We start from the raw sequence: 19894 nt of genomic DNA, 5'->3' as shown, positions 1-19894 counted from the left end.
GGCTGGCGGTGTTCCGCCCCGTCTGTCTTCCCCGGAGGTTGTCGCAGATGGTCCTCGCGCGCGTGACGGGGAACGCTCCCCATTTCCCTACACTCTTGCAATGCCTGAGACACCGGGCGGCCACCCAGCCGGAGGCGATTGCCTATACCTTCGTGGGTGACGACGAATCCGACGAGACGCAGGTGAGCTATCGCGAGCTGGACCGGCGGGCCCGGGCCATCGCGGCGGCGTTGCAACGGCAGAACGCGGAGGGAGAGCGCGCCATCCTGCTCTACCCGCCAGGGATTGACTATGTCGCCGCCTTCCTGGGGTGTCTCTACGCGCGCGTCATCGCCGTTCCGGCCTATCCGCCGGATATCAGCCGCCTCAATCGCTCACTGCCCAGACTCCAGGCGATTCTCACCGACGCCCGGGCCTCGCTCTTCCTCACCACGGAGATGGTCCTCTCGCTGGTGGATTCGCTCCAGGAGCAGGCGTCACAGCTTCGCGAGCAGCGCTGGCTGGCCACCGACACGCTGGAGGCGGGCCAGGAGGAGACGTGGCGAGAGCCGGAGGTGACGGGAGAGACGCTCGCGTTCCTCCAATACACCTCGGGCTCCACGGGCACTCCCAAGGGGGTGATGCTCACGCACTCGAACCTGGTCCACAACTCGCACCTCATCGGAGGCGGGTTCGAGCTGCGCGAGGGCTCGGTGGCGGTGAACTGGCTGCCGCCGTACCACGACATGGGGCTCATCGGCGGCATCCTCCAGCCGCTCTACAACGGCTTCCACGGGGTGCTGCTGTCGCCCATCACCTTCCTGCAGCGCCCGCTGAGCTGGCTACAGGCCATCATGCGACACCACGGGACATGCGCGGGGGGCCCCAACTTCGCCTTCGACCTCTGCGTCCGGAAGACGAGGCCGGAGGAGCGGGCCCTGTTGGACTTGCGCACGTGGGACGTGGCGTTCTGTGGCGCCGAGCCCATCCGGGCGGAGACGCTGGAGCGCTTCGCCCGGGCCTTCGAGCCCGCGGGCTTCCGCGCCGAGTCCTTCTATCCCTGCTACGGACTGGCAGAGGCCACGCTGCTCGCCGCGGGGGGCCACAAGGAGGCGCCGGTGCGGCTCGCCCGCTTCGACGCGAGCGGGCTCCAGGAGGGACGCGGTGAGGAGCGCGCCACCTCGACGGACGCGGTGACGCTCGTCAGCAGCGGCCTGCAGCTTCCCTGGCAGTCCATCCGGGTGGTGGACCCTGGCACCCGCGCGGCTCGCGAGGACGGAGCGGTGGGAGAGCTCTGGATGACCGGGCCGAGCGTGGCGCGGGGCTACTGGGAGCAGCCCGAGCTGACGGAGCGCGTGTTCGGCGCCCGGCTCGACACCGGCGAGGGCCCCTTCCTGCGCACGGGGGACCTGGGCTTCTTCCGCGACGGACAGCTCTTCGTCACCGGCCGCTTGAAGGACCTCATCATTGTCCGAGGCCGCAACCACTATCCGCAGGACCTGGAGAAGACGACCGAGGAGAGCCACCCCGCCATCCGGCCGGGCTGCAGCGCGGCCTTCTCCGTCGAGGTGGACGCGGAGGAGCGGCTCGTCGTCGCGGTGGAGGCCAGCGCCCGGCTGGAGGGCGACATCGACGGGCTCGCCGCCAGCGTGCGGCAGGCCATCGCCGAACACCATGAGCTCGGCGTCCACGCGCTGCTCGTCCTCAAGGCCGGCGCGCTGCCCAAGACTTCCAGCGGGAAGATTCAGCGCCACGCCTGCCGCGCGGGCTTCCTGAACGGCTCACTCGAGCTGATAGGTGAGTGGCGCGGCCCGCTGTCCACCGAGCCCCCCGTGGCTTCGGAACCGGAGCCCACGGCGACGGGCTCCGTCGAGTGGCTGCGCGCCCGCGTGGCCTCGCTCCTGCGCGTCCGGGCGGAGAGCCTGGAGCCGAGCGCGCCCCTCACCCGCTACGGGATGGACTCGCTCCAGGGCCTGGAGCTGCACGCGGACATCGAGCGCGCGACGGGAGTGACGCTGCCCCTCTCGGCCCTGCTGGGCGGACCCAGCCTGGAGGAGCTCGTCCAGAAGCTGCGAGGCGCGGCGCCCCGGAAGACGGAGGAGGAGGCGCCGAGGACAGAAGGCCTCCAGCCGCTCAGCCATGGACAGCGGGCCCTGTGGTTCCTCCACCAGCTCGCGCCGGACAGCACCGCGTACCACGTGGCGCGCGCGGTCCACGTGCGCTCGGGGCTGGACCTGATGGCCCTGCGTCAGGCGCTCCAGCTCCTGGTGGAGCGACACCCGGCACTGCGCACCCGCTTCACCTCCGAGGACGGCCAGCCGCGCCAGGAAGTGCTGCCCGCCGTGGAGGCACCGCTGGTCCATGAAGACGCCTCCGGGCTCGACACCCTCGCGCTTCGCGACCGCGTCGTCGAGGCGGCGGAGCGGCCGTTCGACTTGCGGCACGCCCCGCTGCTGCGCGTCCACGTGTGGACGCGTCCGGACGAGGCCCCCGTCCTCCTGCTCGCCATGCACCACCTGGTGACGGACTTCTGGTCCGTGGCGCTCATCGCTCACGAGTTGGGCGCGCTCTACACCGCCGCGCGACGTGGCACGTCGGTGGAGCTTTCTCCCCTGCCACTCACGCCTGGAGACGCCGCACGCGCGCGGCTGGAGCTGCTGGCTTCGGAACAGAGCGCCCCGGGGTGGGCCTTCTGGGAGTCGCAGCTCGCCGGCACGCTGCCCGTGCTCGAGCTGCCCACGGACAAGCCTCGTCCGCCCACACAGACCTTCCGGGGGACCTCACGGGGACTGCGGCTGGGGCCCGCGCTCACCGAGCGGCTTCGCGAGCAGGCGCGTCAGCACGACACCACGCTCTACACGGTGCTGGTGGCCGCGTTCCACACGCTGCTGCACCGGTACACGGGCCAGGACGACCTCATCGTGGGGTCGCCCACCTCGGGCCGCACGCGCGCCAGCCTCGCCGGAGTGGTGGGCTACTTCACCAACCCGGTGCCACTGCGCGCACGCATCACGCCGGGACTCACCTTCCAGGCGCTCTTGAAGCAGGTCCGCGCCACCGTCATCGGCGCGCTCGCGCACCAGGACATCCCCTTCCCAGCCCTGGTGGAGCGCCTCCACGTCGAGAGAGACCCCGCCCGCTCCCCCGTGTTCCAGGCGATGCTGGTGCTGCAGAAGTCCCACCTCGACGGGGAGCGGGGACTGGCGGGGCTCGCGCTGGATGAACCCGGCGCCCTGGCGGAGCTGGGCGAGCTGAGGCTCGAGTCCCATCCCCTGCCGCGCCGAAGCGCGCAGTTCGACCTGAGCCTCGCGCTGGCGGAGATGCACGACGGCCTCGTGGCGTCGGTGGAGTACAACACCGACCTCTTCGAGCCGGACACCGTCGACCGGATGCTGGGCCACCTCCGCGTGCTGCTGGAAGGCGCGGTGGCCGAGCCCGAGTGTCCGGTGACACGGCTGCCGCTGCTCACCGCCCCGGAGCGCGCTCAGCTCCTCTCATGGAACGCCACCACCACCCGGTATACGGGCGGCGACACGCTCCACGGCCTCATCGAGGCCCAGGCCGCGCGGACCCCAGACGCGGTCGCCGTGGCGTTCGAGCAGACGACGCTGACCTGGCGCGAATTGGACGGGCGCGCCAACCAGCTCGCCCATTACCTGCAGCGGCTGGGCGTGGGGCCCGAGACGCGCGTGGGCGTCTGCCTGGAGCGCTCGCTCGAACTCGTCATCGCCCTGCTGGGCGTGCTCAAGGCCGGCGGCGCCTATGTCCCGCTGGAGCCGGGCCACCCCAGGGCGCGACTGGAAGGCATGGCGCGCGACGCCGCGGCGCCCGTGCTGCTCACCTCGTCCGCGTTCGAGGGCCTCTTCACCTCGGGCGGCGCCACGCGGGTGTGCCTGGACTCCGACTGGGAGACCCTCGCCCAGGGCTCGTCCGCGCCGCTCCACGTGGAGGTCTCCGGCGAGACGCTGGCCTACGTCATCTACACCTCCGGCTCCACGGGTGAGCCGAAGGGCGCCATGAACACCCACGCCGGCATCCGCAACCGGCTGCTCTGGATGCAGCAGACCTACGGCCTGGGCGCCAAAGACCGCGTCCTCCAGAAGACGCCCTTCGGCTTCGACGTCTCCGTTTGGGAGTTCTTCTGGCCGCTGTTCACCGGGGCGCGACTGGTGGTGGCGAGCCCCGGCGGACATCAGGACCCCGCCTATCTGCGCGACGTCATCGCGGACCAGGGCATCACCACGGTGCACTTCGTCCCGTCCATGCTCCAGGTGTTCCTCGCGGAAGCCGGGCTGGAGCGCTGCACGAGCCTGCGCCGCGTGCTGTGCAGCGGCGAGGCGCTCTCGCCCGAGCTGAGGGACCGCTGCCTGGCGCGCCTGCCGGAAGCGGAGCTGCACAACCTGTACGGCCCCACGGAGGCCGCGGTGGATGTGTCGGCCTGGGCCTGCCGACCCGGGCAATCCTCGCGCACCGTGCCCATTGGCCAGCCCGTGGCCAACACGTCGCTCCACATCCTGGACCCGCGACTGGCGCCCGTGCCCGTGGGCATCCCAGGGGAGCTGTACATCGGCGGCGTCCAGGTGGGGCGCGGCTACCTGGGCCGCCCCGAGCTGACCGCCGAGCGCTTCCTCCCGGACCCGTTCGCCGCGTCCCCGGGCGCGCGCATGTACCGCACGGGCGACCGCGCCCGCTTCCTGCCCGATGGGAACATCGAGTACCTGGGGCGCCTGGACTTCCAGGTGAAGGTGCGCGGCCTGCGCATCGAGCTGGGCGAAATCGAAGCCACGTTGGAGAAGCACCCCTCGGTGCGGCAGGCGGCGGTGCGGGTGCGCGACGACGCGGCGGGCAATCGCCACCTCGTGGCCATCATCGCGCCCGCGGCTCCGGCGCCCTCCCCGGCGGAGCTGAAGGAGTTCCTGGCGGCGCGACTGCCCGCGTACATGGTGCCAGCCAGCTTCGGCTTTCTCGACGCGCTCCCCGTCAACGCGAGCGGCAAGCTGGACCGTCGGGCCCTCGCGGCACTGTACGTTGACCTCCCGGCACCGGCGCGCGCCTGGGTGGGCCCGCGCAGTCAGGCCGAAGCGTGGGTGGCCCAGGTCTGGTGCACCGTCCTCGGACGAGAGCGCGTCGGCGTGGACGAGGACTTCTTCGAGCTGGGAGGACACTCCCTGCTGGCCACGCAGGTCATCTCCCGCCTGCGCTCCGCCTTCGGGGTGGAGCTGCCCATCCAAGCGCTCTTCGAGGCCCCCACCGTCGCCACGCTGGCGGCGCGGCTCCAGGCGGCGCGCAAGGACGTCTTCCAGGCCCCGCCCCTGGTCCGCCGGAGCGAGACGGGCCCCGCGCCGCTGTCCCATGCCCAGGAGCGGCTCTGGCTCTTCGCGCAGGTGACGGGCGACACCGCCGTCTACAACATGCCCAGCGTCCTGCGCCTGAATGGAGCGCTCGACGTCGCGGCGCTGGAGCACGGCCTGAGCGAGGTGCTGCGGCGCCACGAGGTGCTGCGCACCGTGCTGCGCGTCGAGGACACCGGGCCGGTGCAGGTGGTGCTCCCCGCCGAGCCCGTGGTGCTGCGCCCCGTGGACCTGGGTTCGCTGCCTGAAGCCGAGCGCGAGGCCCGAGCGGAGACCCTGGCCCGCGAGGAGGCCGCGCGTCCGTTCGACCTCACCCGAGGCCCCCTCCTCCGCGTGGGCCTGCTGCGGCTGGAAGTGGACCGCCACCTGCTGCTGCTGACGATGCACCACATCGTCTCGGATGGGTGGTCGGTGGGCGTGCTCGCGCGCGAGCTGACCGCGCTGCATCGCGCGCACAGCCTCGGTGAGCCGTCACCCCTGCCGCCCCCCACGCTCCAGTACAGCGACTACGCGGTCTGGCAGCGGCGATGGTTGGAGGGAGGCGAGCTGGAGCGACAGCTCACCTACTGGAGGCGGCAGCTCGACGCGGTCCCCAGGCTCCAGCTCCGCACGGACAGACCTCGGCCCCCGGTGCAGCGCCATCGGGGCCGCGCCCGCCGCTTCCTCTTGCCCCAGCCCATGGTGGAGCAGCTCGAGGCGATGTGCCGCCGCGAGGGCATCACCCTCTTCATGGCCCTGCTCGGCGTGTTCAGCCTCGTCCTGCGGCGCTACTCCGGCCAGGACGACGTCTCGGTGGGCACCGACGTGGCCAACCGCAACCGGCCGGAGCTGGAGGGGTTGATGGGTTTCTTCACCAACCAGCTCGTGCTGCGCACGGACCTGTCGGGCGACCCCACCCTCCGGGAGCTGTTCGCGCGACTGCGCCGGGTGACGCTGGAGGCCTACGACCATCAGGACGTGCCGTTCGAGCGCCTGGTCAGCGCCCTGCGGCCCGAGCGCGAGCCCGGCGTGTCACCGCTGTTCCAGGTGAAGATGGTGCTCCAGAACGCACCAGCGCCCTCGCTGGAGCTGCCCGGGTTGAGGCCTGGCCTGATGGAGCTGGAGGGCGGAGAGACCTCCAAATGGGACCTGCTGCTCGACTTCAGCCCGGGTGACGGCGGGCTGTGGGCGCGCACCGAGTTCGACACCGACCTCTTCGACGAAGCCACCCTGGAGCGGCTGTGGGAGCACTGGCTGCTCGCCACGCGAGCGCTGCTCTCGTCCGCTCCGGAGCGACGCATCTCCACGCTGCCGCTCGTGACGGAGGCGGAGCAGCGACTGCTGACCCGGTGGAACGACACCTCGACGCGCTACCCGCGCGAGGCCACCCTCCAGGGTCTGTTCGAGGCGGGAGCCCAGGCCACGCCCGAGGCCGTCGCGCTGACGTTCGAGGGACAGCACCTCACCCATGGCGAGCTGAATCGCCAGGCCAACCAGCTCGCGCACCACCTGCGCGCGCTCGGGGTGAGGCCAGGAGCCCGCGTCGGCGTGTGCCTGGAGCGCTCGGCGCGGATGGTGGTGGCGCTCCTGGGCATCCTCAAGGCGGGCGCCGCGTACCTGCCGTTGGAGTCGACCCTCCCGACCGAGCGTCTGGAGCACCTCCTACAAGATGCCGGACTGGCGGCGGTCGTCACCCGCGCCGAGCTGGCGGACGAGCTGCGCGTGCAGTGGCTTCCCATGGTGTGCGTGGACACCGACGCGAGCCTCATCGCCGCGCGGCCCGACACCAACCCCGAGGCCCTGGCGACGGCCGAGCACGAGGCCTATGTCCTCTACACGTCCGGCTCCACGGGCAAGCCCAAGGGCGTGGCCGTGCCTCACCGCGCCGTCGTGCGGCTGGTGCGCGAGACGCACTACGTCCGGCTCGGGCCCGACGAGACGCTGCTCCAGCTCGCGCCGCTCGCGTTCGATGCGTCCACCTTCGAGATATGGGGCGCGCTGCTCAACGGCGGCCGGCTCGCCATCTTCCCTCCGCACACACCCTCGCTCGACGAGCTGGGCCGGTTCATCGAACGCGAGGGCATCACCACCCTGTGGCTCACCGCTGGCCTCTTCCACCAGCTGGTGGACCACGCGCTCAAGGCGCTGGGACCGGTGCGACAGCTCCTCGCGGGAGGGGACGTCCTGTCCCCCTCCCACGTGAAGCGGGTGGTGGACCGGTTCCCCGGATGCCGGGTCATCAACGGCTACGGCCCCACCGAGAACACCACCTTCACCTGCTGCTACCCGGTGGTCCCCGACGCCCCGCTCACCGGCTCCGTGCCCATTGGCCGGCCCATCTCCAACACCCGCATCCACTTGCTCGACGAGTTGCTGGAGCCCGTGCCCGTGGGCGCCCCGGGCGAGCTGTACGCGGGCGGCGATGGGCTCGCGCACGGCTACTTGAATGACGCGGCGCTGACCGCCGAGCGCTTCATCCCCGACCCGTTCAGCGCCGTCCCGGGTGCGCGGCTCTACCGCACCGGCGACCGCTGCCGCCTGCTGCCGGACGGGCGGGTGGAGTTCCTCGGCCGCGTGGACCAGCAGGTCAAGGTCCGGGGCTACCGCATCGAGCCCGGCGAAATCGAGACCACCCTCCGCGCGCACCCGAGCGTCCGCGAGGCGCGCATCCTCGCTCGTCAGGACGAGCCCGGAGAGAAGCTGCTCGTGGCCTACACCGTCTGCGAGCCCGAAGCCCCGGTGCCCTCCGCGGAGGCGCTGCGCGCGTTCCTTCAGGAGCGACTGCCAGCCTTCATGGTGCCCTCCGCGTTCATCACGCTCGCGGCGTTCCCTCTCACCGCCAACGGCAAGGTGGACACGCGGGCGCTTCCCGCGCCGGGCACCCACGAGCGCCCCCGACTGGAGACCTTCGTCTCCCCCCGCACTCCCGACGAGGAGGTGCTGGCGGGGGTCTGGACGGAGGTGCTGGGGGTCGACAACCCGAGCGTCCTCGACAGCTTCTTCGACGCGGGCGGCGACTCCATCCGCGCCATCCAGTTCGTGGCGCGTGCCGCCGAGCGAGGCCTGAAGCTGCCCGTCGCGGCGGTGCTCGAGCATCAGACCATCCAGGCGGTGGCGAAGTCCCTGAGCGAGGGCGCCTCGGCCGAGACGCCATTCGAGCCCATCCCTGTCTTCGGCCTCCTGTCACCGGAGGACCGCGAGCGGTTGTCGGCGAGCGTGGAGGACGCCTACCCCGTGGGAGTCCTCCAGGGCGGCATGCTCTTCCAGAGCCAGCTGGACGCCGCCGCCGCGCTCTATCACGACGCGTTCAGCTTCCATCTGGAGCTGGCCTTCGAGTCCTCCACCTTCGAGGCCTCGCTCCAGCGACTGCTGTCCCGACACGCGGCCTTGAGGACCTCGTTCGAGCTCATCCGCTTCACGCAGCCCATCCAGCTCGTCCACCGCGCGGTGGAGTCGCCCTTGGCGGTGCGTGACCTGCGGCACATGCCCTCCGACGAGCAGGACGCATACCTGGCGCAGTGGCTCGAGGAGGACCGGGTCCGACCCTTCGACTGGAGCCACGCGCCGCTGATGAGGGTCACGGTGCACCGCCGCACCGACGCCACGGTGCAGCTCAGCGCCACCTTCCACCACGCCATCCTGGACGGCTGGAGCGTGGCGTCCCTGTTCACCGAGCTGTTGGCGGACTACGTCGCGGCGCATCGCGGTGAGCTTCCGCCCGCGAAGGAGCCCGCGCCACCCTTCCGGGAGTTCATCGCGCTGGAGCGCAGGACCCTCGACGACGCGTCGTCGCGACAGTTCTGGGCGAAGCAGCTGGACGGGCTGGAGCTGACCTCGCTCACGCGTGCGATGCCCCGCGCTCCCGGGTCCCCTTCACGGGGTATCGCGCAGCACCCCGTGTCGCTCCCACGGGCCACGCTCGCTGGACTCCAGCGGCTGGCGCGCGCGGCGGCGGTGCCGCTCAAGAGCGTCCTGCTGGCGGCGCACGTGCGGGTGCTCGGCGCGGTGTGCGGCACACAGGACGTGGTGACGGGGCTGGTCTCCAACGGGCGGCCCGAGGTGAGGGATGCGGAGCGTACCCTGGGCCTGTTCCTCAACAGCGTCCCCTTCCGACAACAGCTGTCTGCCGGCACCTGGGTGGAGTGGGTCTGCAAGACCTTCGCCACCGAGCGGGCGCTGCTCCCCCACCGCCGCTACCCGCTGGGCCGGTTGCAACAACAGCGAGGCGGCCAGGCGCTCTTCGAGGCCCTCTTCAACTTCGTCCACTTCCATGTGTACGAGGGGCTCCTGGGTATCGAGGGCATCCGGCTGGTCAGCCCCGTCCACTCCATCGAGCGACTGGACCTGCCGCTCGCGGCGATGTTCGCCATCGACCCCCTCTCCTTGGAGCTGCAGCTCTCACTGCACCACGACACCCGGAAGCTGGATGAAGAGCGGGTGCGGTGGCTCGCGCGCTGCTACGCGCGAGTGCTGGAGGCCATGGCCTCGCGACCGGAGGAGCACCACGAGCAGCTGTCCCTCCTCACGGACGCCGAGCGTGAGCAGGTGCTGTCGCGGTGGAACTCCACCCGGACGGACCTCCCCGCCGACACGTGCGTGCATCACCTCTTCGAGGCCCAGGCGGCGCGGAGCCCGGAGGCCCCCGCCATCACGTTCGAGGACCGCACCCTCACGTACCGGGAGCTGGATGAGCAGGCCACGCGGCTCGCGCGGCGACTCCAGGCGGAGGGCGTGGGTCGGGATGATTGCGTCGCCGTGTTCCTGGAGCGCTCGCCCGACATGGTGGTGGCGCTGCTGGGCGTGTTGAAGTCGGGCGCCGCGTACCTGCCGCTCGACCCGGAGCTGCCGCCCGCGCGTCTTGGCGCGGTGCTGGAGGAAGCCCATCCCTCGGCGGTGGTGACGCACCGGGTCCTGGAGGCGCGACTGCCTCCGGGCCCCCTGCCTCGCGTGCGGCTGGAGGAAGCCCCCACGCATCCGCTCCCGGTGCTCGACGGGAGCGTGTCGGCGCGCAACCTCGCCTATGTGCTCTATACGTCCGGCTCCACGGGGCGCCCCAAGGGCGTGATGGTGGACCACGGCAACCTGCTCAACCACTTCGTCACGCTCGACCGTCGCGTCGGCGCGGAGCCCCCGGGCACGTGGCTGGCCGTCACGCCCTACACCTTCGACATCTCCGGCGTGGAGCTGGTGTGGACGCTGACGCGCGGCTTCCACGTCGTCATCCACCCGGAAGACCGCCACGCGCGCCACTCCATCGCCGAGCAGTTGGAGCGCCATGGCATCACCCACCTGCAGTGCACGCCGTCCCGCGCCACCCTCCTGCTCCAGCAGCCTGGGATGGCGCGCGCGCTGGGACGACTGCGCACGCTGGTGCTGGGAGGCGAGGCCCTGCCCACGGCCCTGGCGGCGGAGCTGCTGCCGCTGCTCACCGGAAGGCTGCTGAACATCTACGGCCCCACCGAGACCACCATCTGGTCCACCACCCACGCCGTGGAGACGAGCGACGCGCCGGTGCCCATCGGGAGACCGGTGGGAAACACCACCGTGTACCTCGTGGACTCGCACGGCACCCTGGTGCCTCCGGGCGTTCCAGGAGAGCTGCTCATCGGCGGCGAGGGCGTCTCCCGAGGCTACCTGCACCGGCCCGAACTCACCGCGGAGCGCTTCGTTCCAGATGCCTTCGGTCCGCATCCGGGCGCTCGCCTCTACCGCACTGGCGACCTGTGCCGCTTCCAACCGGACGGGACGCTCGAGTACCTCGGCCGCATCGACCACCAGGTGAAGGTCCGGGGCTACCGCATCGAGCTGGGGGAGATTGAAGCCGTCCTGCGCGAGCATCCCGCCATCCGTGACGCGGTGGTGGTGGCGCGGACCGACGACAGGGACCATGCCCGACTCGTGGCGTACCTGGTACCGGGCGCCCTGACGGGTGTCGCGGAGGTGCTGGCGAGAGATCCCCAGTCCCTGGTGGCTCCGGTCCGCGCGTTCCTGCGACAGAAGCTGCCGGAGTACATGGTGCCCTCGGCCTTCGTGCTCCTGGAGACGTTGCCCCTCAACTCCAGCGGCAAGGTCGACCGGAGCCTGCTGCCCGCGCCCTCCTCCGCCCCCGCCGCGGCGCGCCCGGCCAGCACCCCGCCCTCGGGCCTGCTCGAGCTCGACATCGCGGAGGTCTGGCGCAAGGAGCTGCACCTGGACGGCCTGGGCCGCGACGAGAACTTCTTCGACCTGGGTGGCAACTCCCTGCTCGCCGCGCGGGTGCAGGTCAAGCTGACGGAGAAGCTCGGGCGGGACGTGCCCCTGCTGGACCTCTTCACGTTCCCCACGGTGGGCGCGCTCGCCCGCCACCTGACGGAGCAACGCGCCCCCGCCTCGCCTGGAGTGCGGCTGGAGGCGGAGACCCAGCGACAGAAGGAGGGAATGGGCCGGCTCAAGCGGATGGCCAAGAGGGTGAAGGACGATGAGTGACAGCGCGGAGTACGCCACCGAGGGCATCGCCATCGTCGGCCTGGCCGGACGCTTCCCCAAGGCCCCCGACATCGAGACGTTCTGGGAGAACCTGCGCACGGGCCTGCGCGCCATCTCCACGTTCTCCGAGGAGGAGTTGCTGGCGGCGGGCCACGCTCCGGAGACAGTGCGCCATCCCCGCTACGTGAGGGCCCGTGGCGCGCTCGACGACACCGCGCTGTTCGACGCGGCGTTCTTCGACTTCAACGCCCGCGAAGCGGAGCTCACCGACCCGCAGCACCGCCTCTTCCTGGAGTGCGCCTGGGAGGCCCTGGAGGACGCCAGCTACGACGCCAGTCGCTACACGGGGCGGATTGGCGTCTTCGCCGGGGCCAGCATGAGCACGTACCTGCTGGATGCGCTGCGCGGCGGCCAGCCCCTCCCCGAGGGCCTGCTCCAGCTCGCCATCGGAAACCTGAGCGACTTCCTCTCCACGCGGCTCGCCTACAAGCTGGACCTGCGCGGCCCCAGCGTGAGCGTGCAGACCGCCTGCTCCACGTCGCTGGTCGCGACACATCTGGCTTGCCTTCACCTGCTCGCGGGGCAGTGTGACCTGGCGCTCGCGGGGGGCGTGTCCGCTCGCGCCCAGGAGGTCGGCGGTTATCTGCACCAGGAGGGCGGCATCTTCTCCCCCGACGGCCACTGCCGCGCCTTCGACGCGCGCGCGCAGGGAACCGTGGAGGGCAGTGGCGTGGGCCTGGTCGTGTTGATGCGCCTGGAGGACGCCCTCGCCGAGGGCGCGCACATCCGCGCGGTCATCCGAGGCACGGCCATCAACAACGATGGCCGGCGGAAGGTGGGCTTCACCGCGCCCAGCGTCCAGGGGCAGGCGGAGGCCATCGCCATGGCGCAGCGGATGTCCGGGGTGAGCGCCGACAGCATCTCCTACGTGGAGGCGCACGGGACGGGCACCGGGCTCGGAGACCCCATCGAGGTCGCCGCGCTGGGTGAGGCCTTCGGACGGGACGCAGCGCCCAACACCTGCGCGCTGGGGTCCATCAAGGCGAGCATCGGCCACCTGGACGCCGCCGCTGGAGTCGCCGGGCTCATCAAGACGGCGCTGGCGCTCGAGCACCGGCAGCTGCCCCCCAGCATCGACTTCGAGCAGCTCAACCCGCGCATCGACCTGTCCCACTCACCGCTGTACGTGAACACCCGGCTGGCGGACTGGCCCGACCGTGGGACACCCCGTCGGGGATGCGTGAGTTCCTTTGGCATCGGCGGCACCAACGCCCACGCCGTGCTGGAGGAGGCGCCACCGCGACCTCCCTCCGAGCCGACCCGCGCGGCCCAGTTGCTCGTGTTGTCCGCGCGGACGCCCACCGCGCTCGAGGCGATGTCGACGCGGCTGTCCCGGCACCTCACGCTCCATCCCGAGCAGTCCCTGGCCGACGTGGCCTACTCGCTCCAGGTGGGACGCCGTCCCTTCTCCCATCGACGGGCGCTGGTGTGCCGTGGCCGCGAGGAGGCCGTGGCCGCGCTCTCCGGGGAGGAGCCCGGGGTGCTGCTCTCCGGGACCTGCGCCCCGAGCGCGCGGCCCGTCGCCTTCATGTTCTCCGGCCAGGGCGCGCAGTACGTGGACATGGGCAAGGGGCTCTACGAGCACGAGCCCGTGTTTCGCCAGGAACTGGAGCGCTGCGCCCGACTGCTCCAACCCCACCTCGACCTGGACCTCCTCCAGGTGCTCTACCCCAGGGCAAGCCAGCGCGACGAGGCCACGGCCCTGCTTGGCCAGACGTCGCTCACCCAGCCCGCGCTCTTCGCCCTCGAATACTCGCTGGCCCGACTCTGGGAATCGTGGGGAGTCCGCCCCAGCGCGATGATGGGACACAGCGTCGGCGAGTACGTCGCCGCATGCATCGCGGGTGTCTTCTCCCTCGAGGACGCGCTGGCCGTCATCTCCACGCGCGGACAGCTCATCCAACAACTGCCGCGCGGAGCGATGCTCGCGATTCCGCTGCCGCCCGACGAGCTTCGCCCCTTGCTTGGAGACACGCTCTCCCTGGCGGCCATCAACGCGCCAGCGCTCTGCGTGGCGGCGGGCCCCACCGACGCCATGGAGAACCTGGAGCGGCGGCTCACCGAGCGCGGTGTGGCCCATACCCGGCTGCACACCTCGCACGCCTTCCACTCGACGATGATGGAGCCCGCGCTCGAACCCTTCGCGGCCCGGCTCACCGACGTGACGCTGCGAGCCCCTCGAATCCCGATCGTCTCCAACGTCACCGGCGATTGGATGACCGACGCCGAGGCCACCCATCCCCACTACTGGGTGCGCCACCTCCGGGAAGAGGTGCGCTTCAGCGACGGGTTGAAGTGCCTCTTCGCCATGCAGGCCCCGCTGCTGCTGGAGGTGGGCCCGGGCAGGACGCTGTCGACCCTGGCTCTCCAGCACCCGGAGCGCCCCGCGGACTGCGCGGTGCACTCCTCGCTCCGCCACCCGAAGGACACCGTCTCCGACGACGTGCTCTCGCAGCGGACGCTGGGACAGCTCTGGAGCGCCGGGGTGGACGTGAGCTGGGACGGACTGCACGCGAATGCCCGGCGCCGCCGGGTTCCGCTGCCCACGTACCCCTTCGAGCGTCAGCGCTATCTGCTGGGACACGCGCCATCGGCGCCGGCCTCCGCTCCGGTCCTCGGGCCCACGACGAAGCACGAGCGCCCCGGCCTCGCCACCACGTACGTGGAGCCCACCTCGGAGCTGGAGCGTCGGGTGGCCGCCATCTGGCAGGAGTGCCTGGGCTTCGCCCCCATCGGCGCGCACGACAGCTTCTTCGAACTGGGAGGACACTCCCTGCTCGCGACCCAGATTGTCTCGCGCATCCACGCCGAGTTCGGCATCGCGATGCCACTGAGCAAGCTGTTCGAGACGCCCACGGTGGCAGGGCTCGCGTCCCGACTGGACGTCGCGGGCCTCCAGCCGGAGCGCGCGCCAGCCTTCGAGCTCCTGCCACGCGACGGTGAGCTGCCGCTGTCCTTCGCGCAACAGCGGATGTGGGCCTTGGAGCGGTTCGACCCCGGGTCCAGCGCCTACCACCTGCCACAGGCCCTGCGGCTGCGTGGCCCGCTGGACGTGGACCTCCTCCAGCGGAGTCTCGACGCGCTGACACGACGGCACGAGTCGCTCAGGACGGTGTTCCCATCGACGGATGGCAGTCCCGTCCAGCACGTCCTCGCGCCCACGCCCGTCACGGTACGACAGGTCGAGCTCCAGGGGCTCGCCGAGGAACAACTGCTGACGGAGGAAGCCGAGCGACCCTTCGACCTCGCCAGCGGCCCGCTCATGCGAGTCACGCTGGTGCGCCTCGCGCATCAAGAGCACCTGCTCCTGCTGACGCTGCATCACATCATCGCGGATGGCTGGTCCCTCCGGGTGCTCACCCGGGAGCTGGTGGAGCTCTACACGGCCCTGCGACAGGGGCGGCTGGCGGTCCTGGCTGAGCTTCCGCTCCAGTACGGAGACTACGCGCGCTGGCAGCGGCACTGGCTCCAGGGCCCGGTGTTGGAGTCGCGGCTCGACTACTGGAAGGAGCACCTGGCCGGGCTTCCCGCGCTGGAGCTGCCCACCGACAGACCTCGTCCCGCGACGCCCGACCCGCGCGCCGGGTCGCTTCCGTTCCGCCTGTCACCCGAGCTGTGCGCTGACCTGGAGACCCTGGCCCGCCAGGAGGGGGCCACGTCCTTCATGGTCCTCCTGGCGGCGTTCAGCGCGGTGCTCGGGCGATACAGCGGCCAGGAGGACTTCGCCGTCGGCTCGCCCATCGCGGGCCGCAACCAGACGCGGTTCGAGGGACTGATTGGCCTCTTCGTCAACACGCTGGTGCTGCGAACCTCGCTCGCGGGAGCCCCCACTGGGAGCGAGCTGCTGGCCCGGGTGAAGGACGTGGCGCTCGCGGCCTACGCGCATCAGGAGCTGCCCTTCGAGAAGCTGGTGGAGGTCCTGCAACCGACGAGGGACCCCAGTCGCTCACCGCTCTTCCAGGTGATGTTCTCCCTTCAAGAAGCAGCCAGTGACAGCCTCACGCTCGACGAGCTGCGCATCGAGCGATGGGAGCGTGGCGCCCGCTCCACGCAGTTCGACCTGACGCTGTGGCTGCGGCCCGGCTCCCGCGGCTTCGAGGGCGCGCTGGAGTTCAACCGCGGGCTGTTCGATGAGCCCTCTGTCCACCGCCTCTCCGTCGCGCTGACCCAGACGCTCCAGAACCTCACGGACGACCCCGGGCGCGAGCTCGGCGAGCTGACCCTGCCCTCCGGAGCGCAGCGGGCCGAGCTGCTGGCGGCGCTCACCGGCGAACCCGGAGCCTCCACGCCGAGCGGCGGGGTGCACCAGTGGCTCGAGCATCAAGCGCGGCTCTGGCCAGACCGCCCCGCGCTGCGCACCGCCACCGAGACGCTCAGCCATGGCGAGGTCGACCGTCGCGCCCGTCGAGTGGCCCACCTGCTGCGAGACACGGGAGTGCATCCGGGGGACCGGGTGGGACTGTGCCTGGAGCGCTCCACCGAGGCGATTGTCGCCATGCTGGGCGTGCTCAAGGCCGGCGCGGCCTATGTCCCACTGGACTCCACCGCCCCACCCGCGCGGCTGCACTTCCTGCTCGAAGAGGTGGAAGCCCCCGTGGTGCTGACCTGCTCCGCGCTCGCACCCAAGGTGTCGGGCGGCAAGGCGCGCGTCATCCTCCTCGACAACCCGGGGGTGTGGGCGGAGGGGGATGAGCAGGCGTTGACCGTCGACGTCGAGGTCTGTGCCGAGAGCGCGGCCTACGTGCTCTTCACCTCCGGCTCCACGGGGCGCCCCAAGGGCGTGGTGGTTCCGCACCGCGCTCTGATGAACCACCTGCGCGGCACTCATCAGGAGTACGAGCTGTCGCCCGATGACAGGGTGTTGCAGTTCTCCGCGCTCAGCGTCGACGTGGCCGCGGAGGAGATCTTCCCCACGCTCGCGGCGGGCGCCTCCGTGGTCATCCGCGAGATGGGAGCCGCCGAGTCGGTGGCCGAGCTGCTCCAGCTCCTGGAGACCACCGGCGTCACCGTGGTGAATGTCCCCGCGCCCTACTGGCATGAGTGGGTGGATGAGCTGCCTCGGCTGCCCGTGCCGCTCCCTTCGTCCGTCCGGCTGGTGGTGACGGGCAGTCAGGCCCCCTCCGTCGAGCGACTGGCGCGCTGGCGGGAGCGCGTCGACCCACGGGTCCGCTGGCTCAATGCCTACGGGCCCACCGAAGCGACCATCACCGCCACGGTCTTCGAGCCCGAGGCGTCCGTGGAGGCCGCGCGGCTGCCCATTGGCCGACCGCTGGCGGGCGTGCGCCTCTACATCCTCGATGAGCACCTGAGACCCGTCCCACCGGGGGCGTTGGGCGAGCTGTTCATCGGAGGCCGCGGGCTCGCGCTCGGCTACCTGTCGCGCGCCGCGCTCACCGCGGAAGCCTTCCTGCCGGACCCGTTCAGCGGCGAGGCGGGCGCGAGGATGTACCGGACCCGAGACCTGGCGCGGCTGCTTCCGGACGGGAACGTGGACTTCCTCGGCCGCAGGGACCACCAGGTGAAGGTCCGAGGCTTCCGCATCGAACTGGGCGAGGTGGAGGCCACACTCGAGCAGCTCCCAGAGGTGCGCGAGGCGGTGGTGTTGCACCGCCAGGGCCCCTCGGGTGATGCCCGACTGGAGGCGTACGTCGTTCCAGCGGGGGAGGGACTCACCGAGGGCGCGCTGCGCGTCGTCCTCGAGTCGAAGCTGCCACGCTACATGGTGCCCGCGCGACTCGTACTGAGGACGCGGCTTCCAAGACTCGCGAGCGGCAAGGTGGACCGTCAGGAGCTGGCCGCCTCGAGCCCGAAGGGTGAGCCCACGGACACCATCACCACCCCGCCACGCGATGCGATGGAGGAGGCGCTGGTCCGCGTCTGGGCGGAGGTCCTCAAGCGGGAACCGGTCGGGGTCCACGACAACTTCTTCGAGCTGGGTGGCGACTCGCTCATGGCCATCCGCGTGGTGGCGCGCGCGAATCAGGTGGGCCTTCCGCTCACCGCGCGGCAGGTCCTCCAGCACCAGACGGTGGCCCAGCTCGCGGCCGTGGCCCGCCGACCGCCCGAAGCCAGCGGTGCGCAAGCGACGACCTCTGGACACGAGGTGCCGCTCACTCCGCCCCAGCGGCGCTTCCTCGAACAGGAGCATCCCGCCCCACATCACTGGAACCGCTCGCTGCTGCTGGAGGTGCTCGCGCCGCTCCATGTGGAGACCCTCCGCGAGGCGGTGCGACAACTGCTCCACCGACATGACGCCCTTCGCCTGCGCTTCACGCGGGACGAGGAGGGCTGGCATCAGCTCGACTCCCAAGACACGCGGAACGTCCCCTTCTCCACGGTGGACCTCTCCACGCTGCCGGAGTCCGAGCTGCCGACGACGTTGGAAGCCCAGGTGGGCTCGCTTCAACGGAGCCTGAGCCTCACCCAGGGGCCGCTGTTCCGTCTCACCTGGTTCGACCTCGGGCCCCAGCGGCCCGGAAGGCTGCTGGTCCTCTTCCACTTCCTCATCGCGGATGGCGTGTCCTGGGCCCTCTTCACCGACGAACTCCAGGCCCTCTACGCGCGACTCCTCGAAGGCCTCGAATCCGAGGAGCACCTCGCCCCGCTCTCTTTCAAGGCCTGGGCCGAGCACCAGCGCACCCTCGCGGACTCGCACGCGCTCCAGGAGGAAGCGGCGCGGTGGTGGGCACGGCTCAGCCCCGCCTGCGGTCAGCTCCCCTTCGACCACACGGGAGTGAACACCGAGGGCTCGATGCGCTCGGTGCGCGTGGAGCTGACGCCCGAGGAGACTTGGCGGTTGCTGCAGCGAGCTGCCCAGGCGCGCAGCGGGCTGGAGGCGCTCCTCCTGACGCCGCTCGCCCAGGTCCTCTGCCACTGGATGGACGGCGCCGCGCTGCGCGTCGACCTCGGGCGTCATGGTCGCGATGAGCAGGACGGACTCGACCCCTCGGGCACGATGGGCTGCCTGGCCGCCGACTGCCCTGTGCGCCTCGAGCTTCCCGGCGACGGCGGACTCGCGGCGTCGCTCGAAGCCGTGGACCTGACCCTGCACGAGACTCCCGCCCGAGGGCTGGGACACGGACTGCTGTGCACGCGGAACGCCGAAGACGCGTGGGCACAACGGCTGCGAGCGCTCCCACCCGCGCAAGTGAGCTTCGACTACATGAGCCAGCGCATGCTGGGAGCGACCGCGATGTTCCGGCTCGCGCCCGAGCCGAGCGGTCCCGACCGGGACCCCTTCGCGCGACGCAGCCATGTGCTCCAGCTCATCGCCAGCAGGGTGGGCGACCGCCTCCAGGTCGACTGGCGATACAGCGACGCGGTGCACGAGCGCGCCACCGTGGAGCGACTGGCCCAGGCCTACCTGGAAGGACTGCGTGCCCTGGCAGTGCCACCTCGAAAGGAAGTGACGGTGTGAAGCAAGTCATCGACGATTTCCATGCCCTGTACTTCGGAGACCTCGTCACCCGCGAGTACGAGGGTGGCGGTGAGCGCTGGATGGGAGTTCCCATCCGGAAGATTCCCCATGACCTGTGGGTCTATCAGGAGATTCTTCACGAGACGCGCCCGGACCTCCTCATCGAAACGGGGACGATGTTCGGAGGCTCGGCCCTCTATTTCGCGCACCTCTTCGACTTGCTCGGCAAGGGCCGGGTCATCAGCATCGACCTCGCGCCCAAGGAGTCGCTCCCACAGCACCCACGCATCGAATACATGGTGGGCTCCTCCGTGGCGCCAGGGATTCTGGAGCGCGTCCGCGCGCGGATCGCGCCAGGCGACAAGGTGATGGTGGTGCTCGACTCTGACCACAGCGCCGAGCACGTCATCCAGGAGATTCACGCCTATGGCCCGCTGGTCCCCGTGGGCCAGTATCTGATTGTCGAGGACACGAACATCGGCCACCCCCTGCACTCCTTCCACGTGGAGCGCGGACCGATGGAGGCCGTGGAGGAGTTCCTCCCAGGCAACACCCGCTTCGAGCGGGACTCCAGCCGGGAGAAGCTGCTGTTCACGAGCAATCCCGGGGGCTTCCTGAAGCGGGTCCGCCCGTGAAGCGAGGA

At 71.0% G+C, this 19894-nt stretch carries 3 protein-coding genes; all 3 read left to right on the top strand.

Translation table 11 applies throughout. The annotated features are described in order from the left end of the window. Positions 1-47: 47 nt before the first annotated feature. Genes ACN469_RS15900 through ACN469_RS15890 form a run of 3 tightly spaced genes read left to right on the top strand, consistent with a single transcriptional unit; the run spans position 48 to position 19886 of the window. Positions 48-11774, top strand: a complete 11727-nt coding sequence (locus tag ACN469_RS15900; protein ID WP_498768756.1) for an amino acid adenylation domain-containing protein — start codon at positions 48-50, stop codon at positions 11772-11774. Continuing rightward, positions 11767-19251 (top strand): type I polyketide synthase, encoded by a 7485-nt coding sequence (locus ACN469_RS15895; RefSeq protein ID WP_498768754.1) that lies wholly within the window; start codon positions 11767-11769, stop codon positions 19249-19251. Before ACN469_RS15900 ends, ACN469_RS15895 begins: the two co-directional genes overlap by 8 nt. Continuing rightward, positions 19248-19886, top strand: a complete 639-nt coding sequence (locus tag ACN469_RS15890; protein ID WP_498768752.1) for a CmcI family methyltransferase — start codon at positions 19248-19250, stop codon at positions 19884-19886. The genes ACN469_RS15895 and ACN469_RS15890 overlap by 4 nt, the downstream gene beginning before the upstream one ends. Positions 19887-19894 lie beyond the last annotated feature (8 nt).

It is taken from the genome of Corallococcus terminator (genome assembly GCF_049194865.1).
GTDB lineage: Bacteria > Myxococcota > Myxococcia > Myxococcales > Myxococcaceae > Myxococcus > Myxococcus terminator_A.
The sequence above is the reverse complement of the archived record's forward strand: the minus strand, read 5'-3'. Positions and strand labels throughout refer to the sequence as shown.

Excerpts from the sequence above, each read along its gene's own strand:
- ACN469_RS15900 (WP_498768756.1), top strand. The coding sequence starts at position 48 with ATGGTCCTCGCGCGCGTGACGGGGAACGCTCCCCATTTCCCTACACTC.
- ACN469_RS15895 (WP_498768754.1), top strand. The coding sequence starts at position 11,767 with ATGAGTGACAGCGCGGAGTACGCCACCGAGGGCATCGCCATCGTCGGC.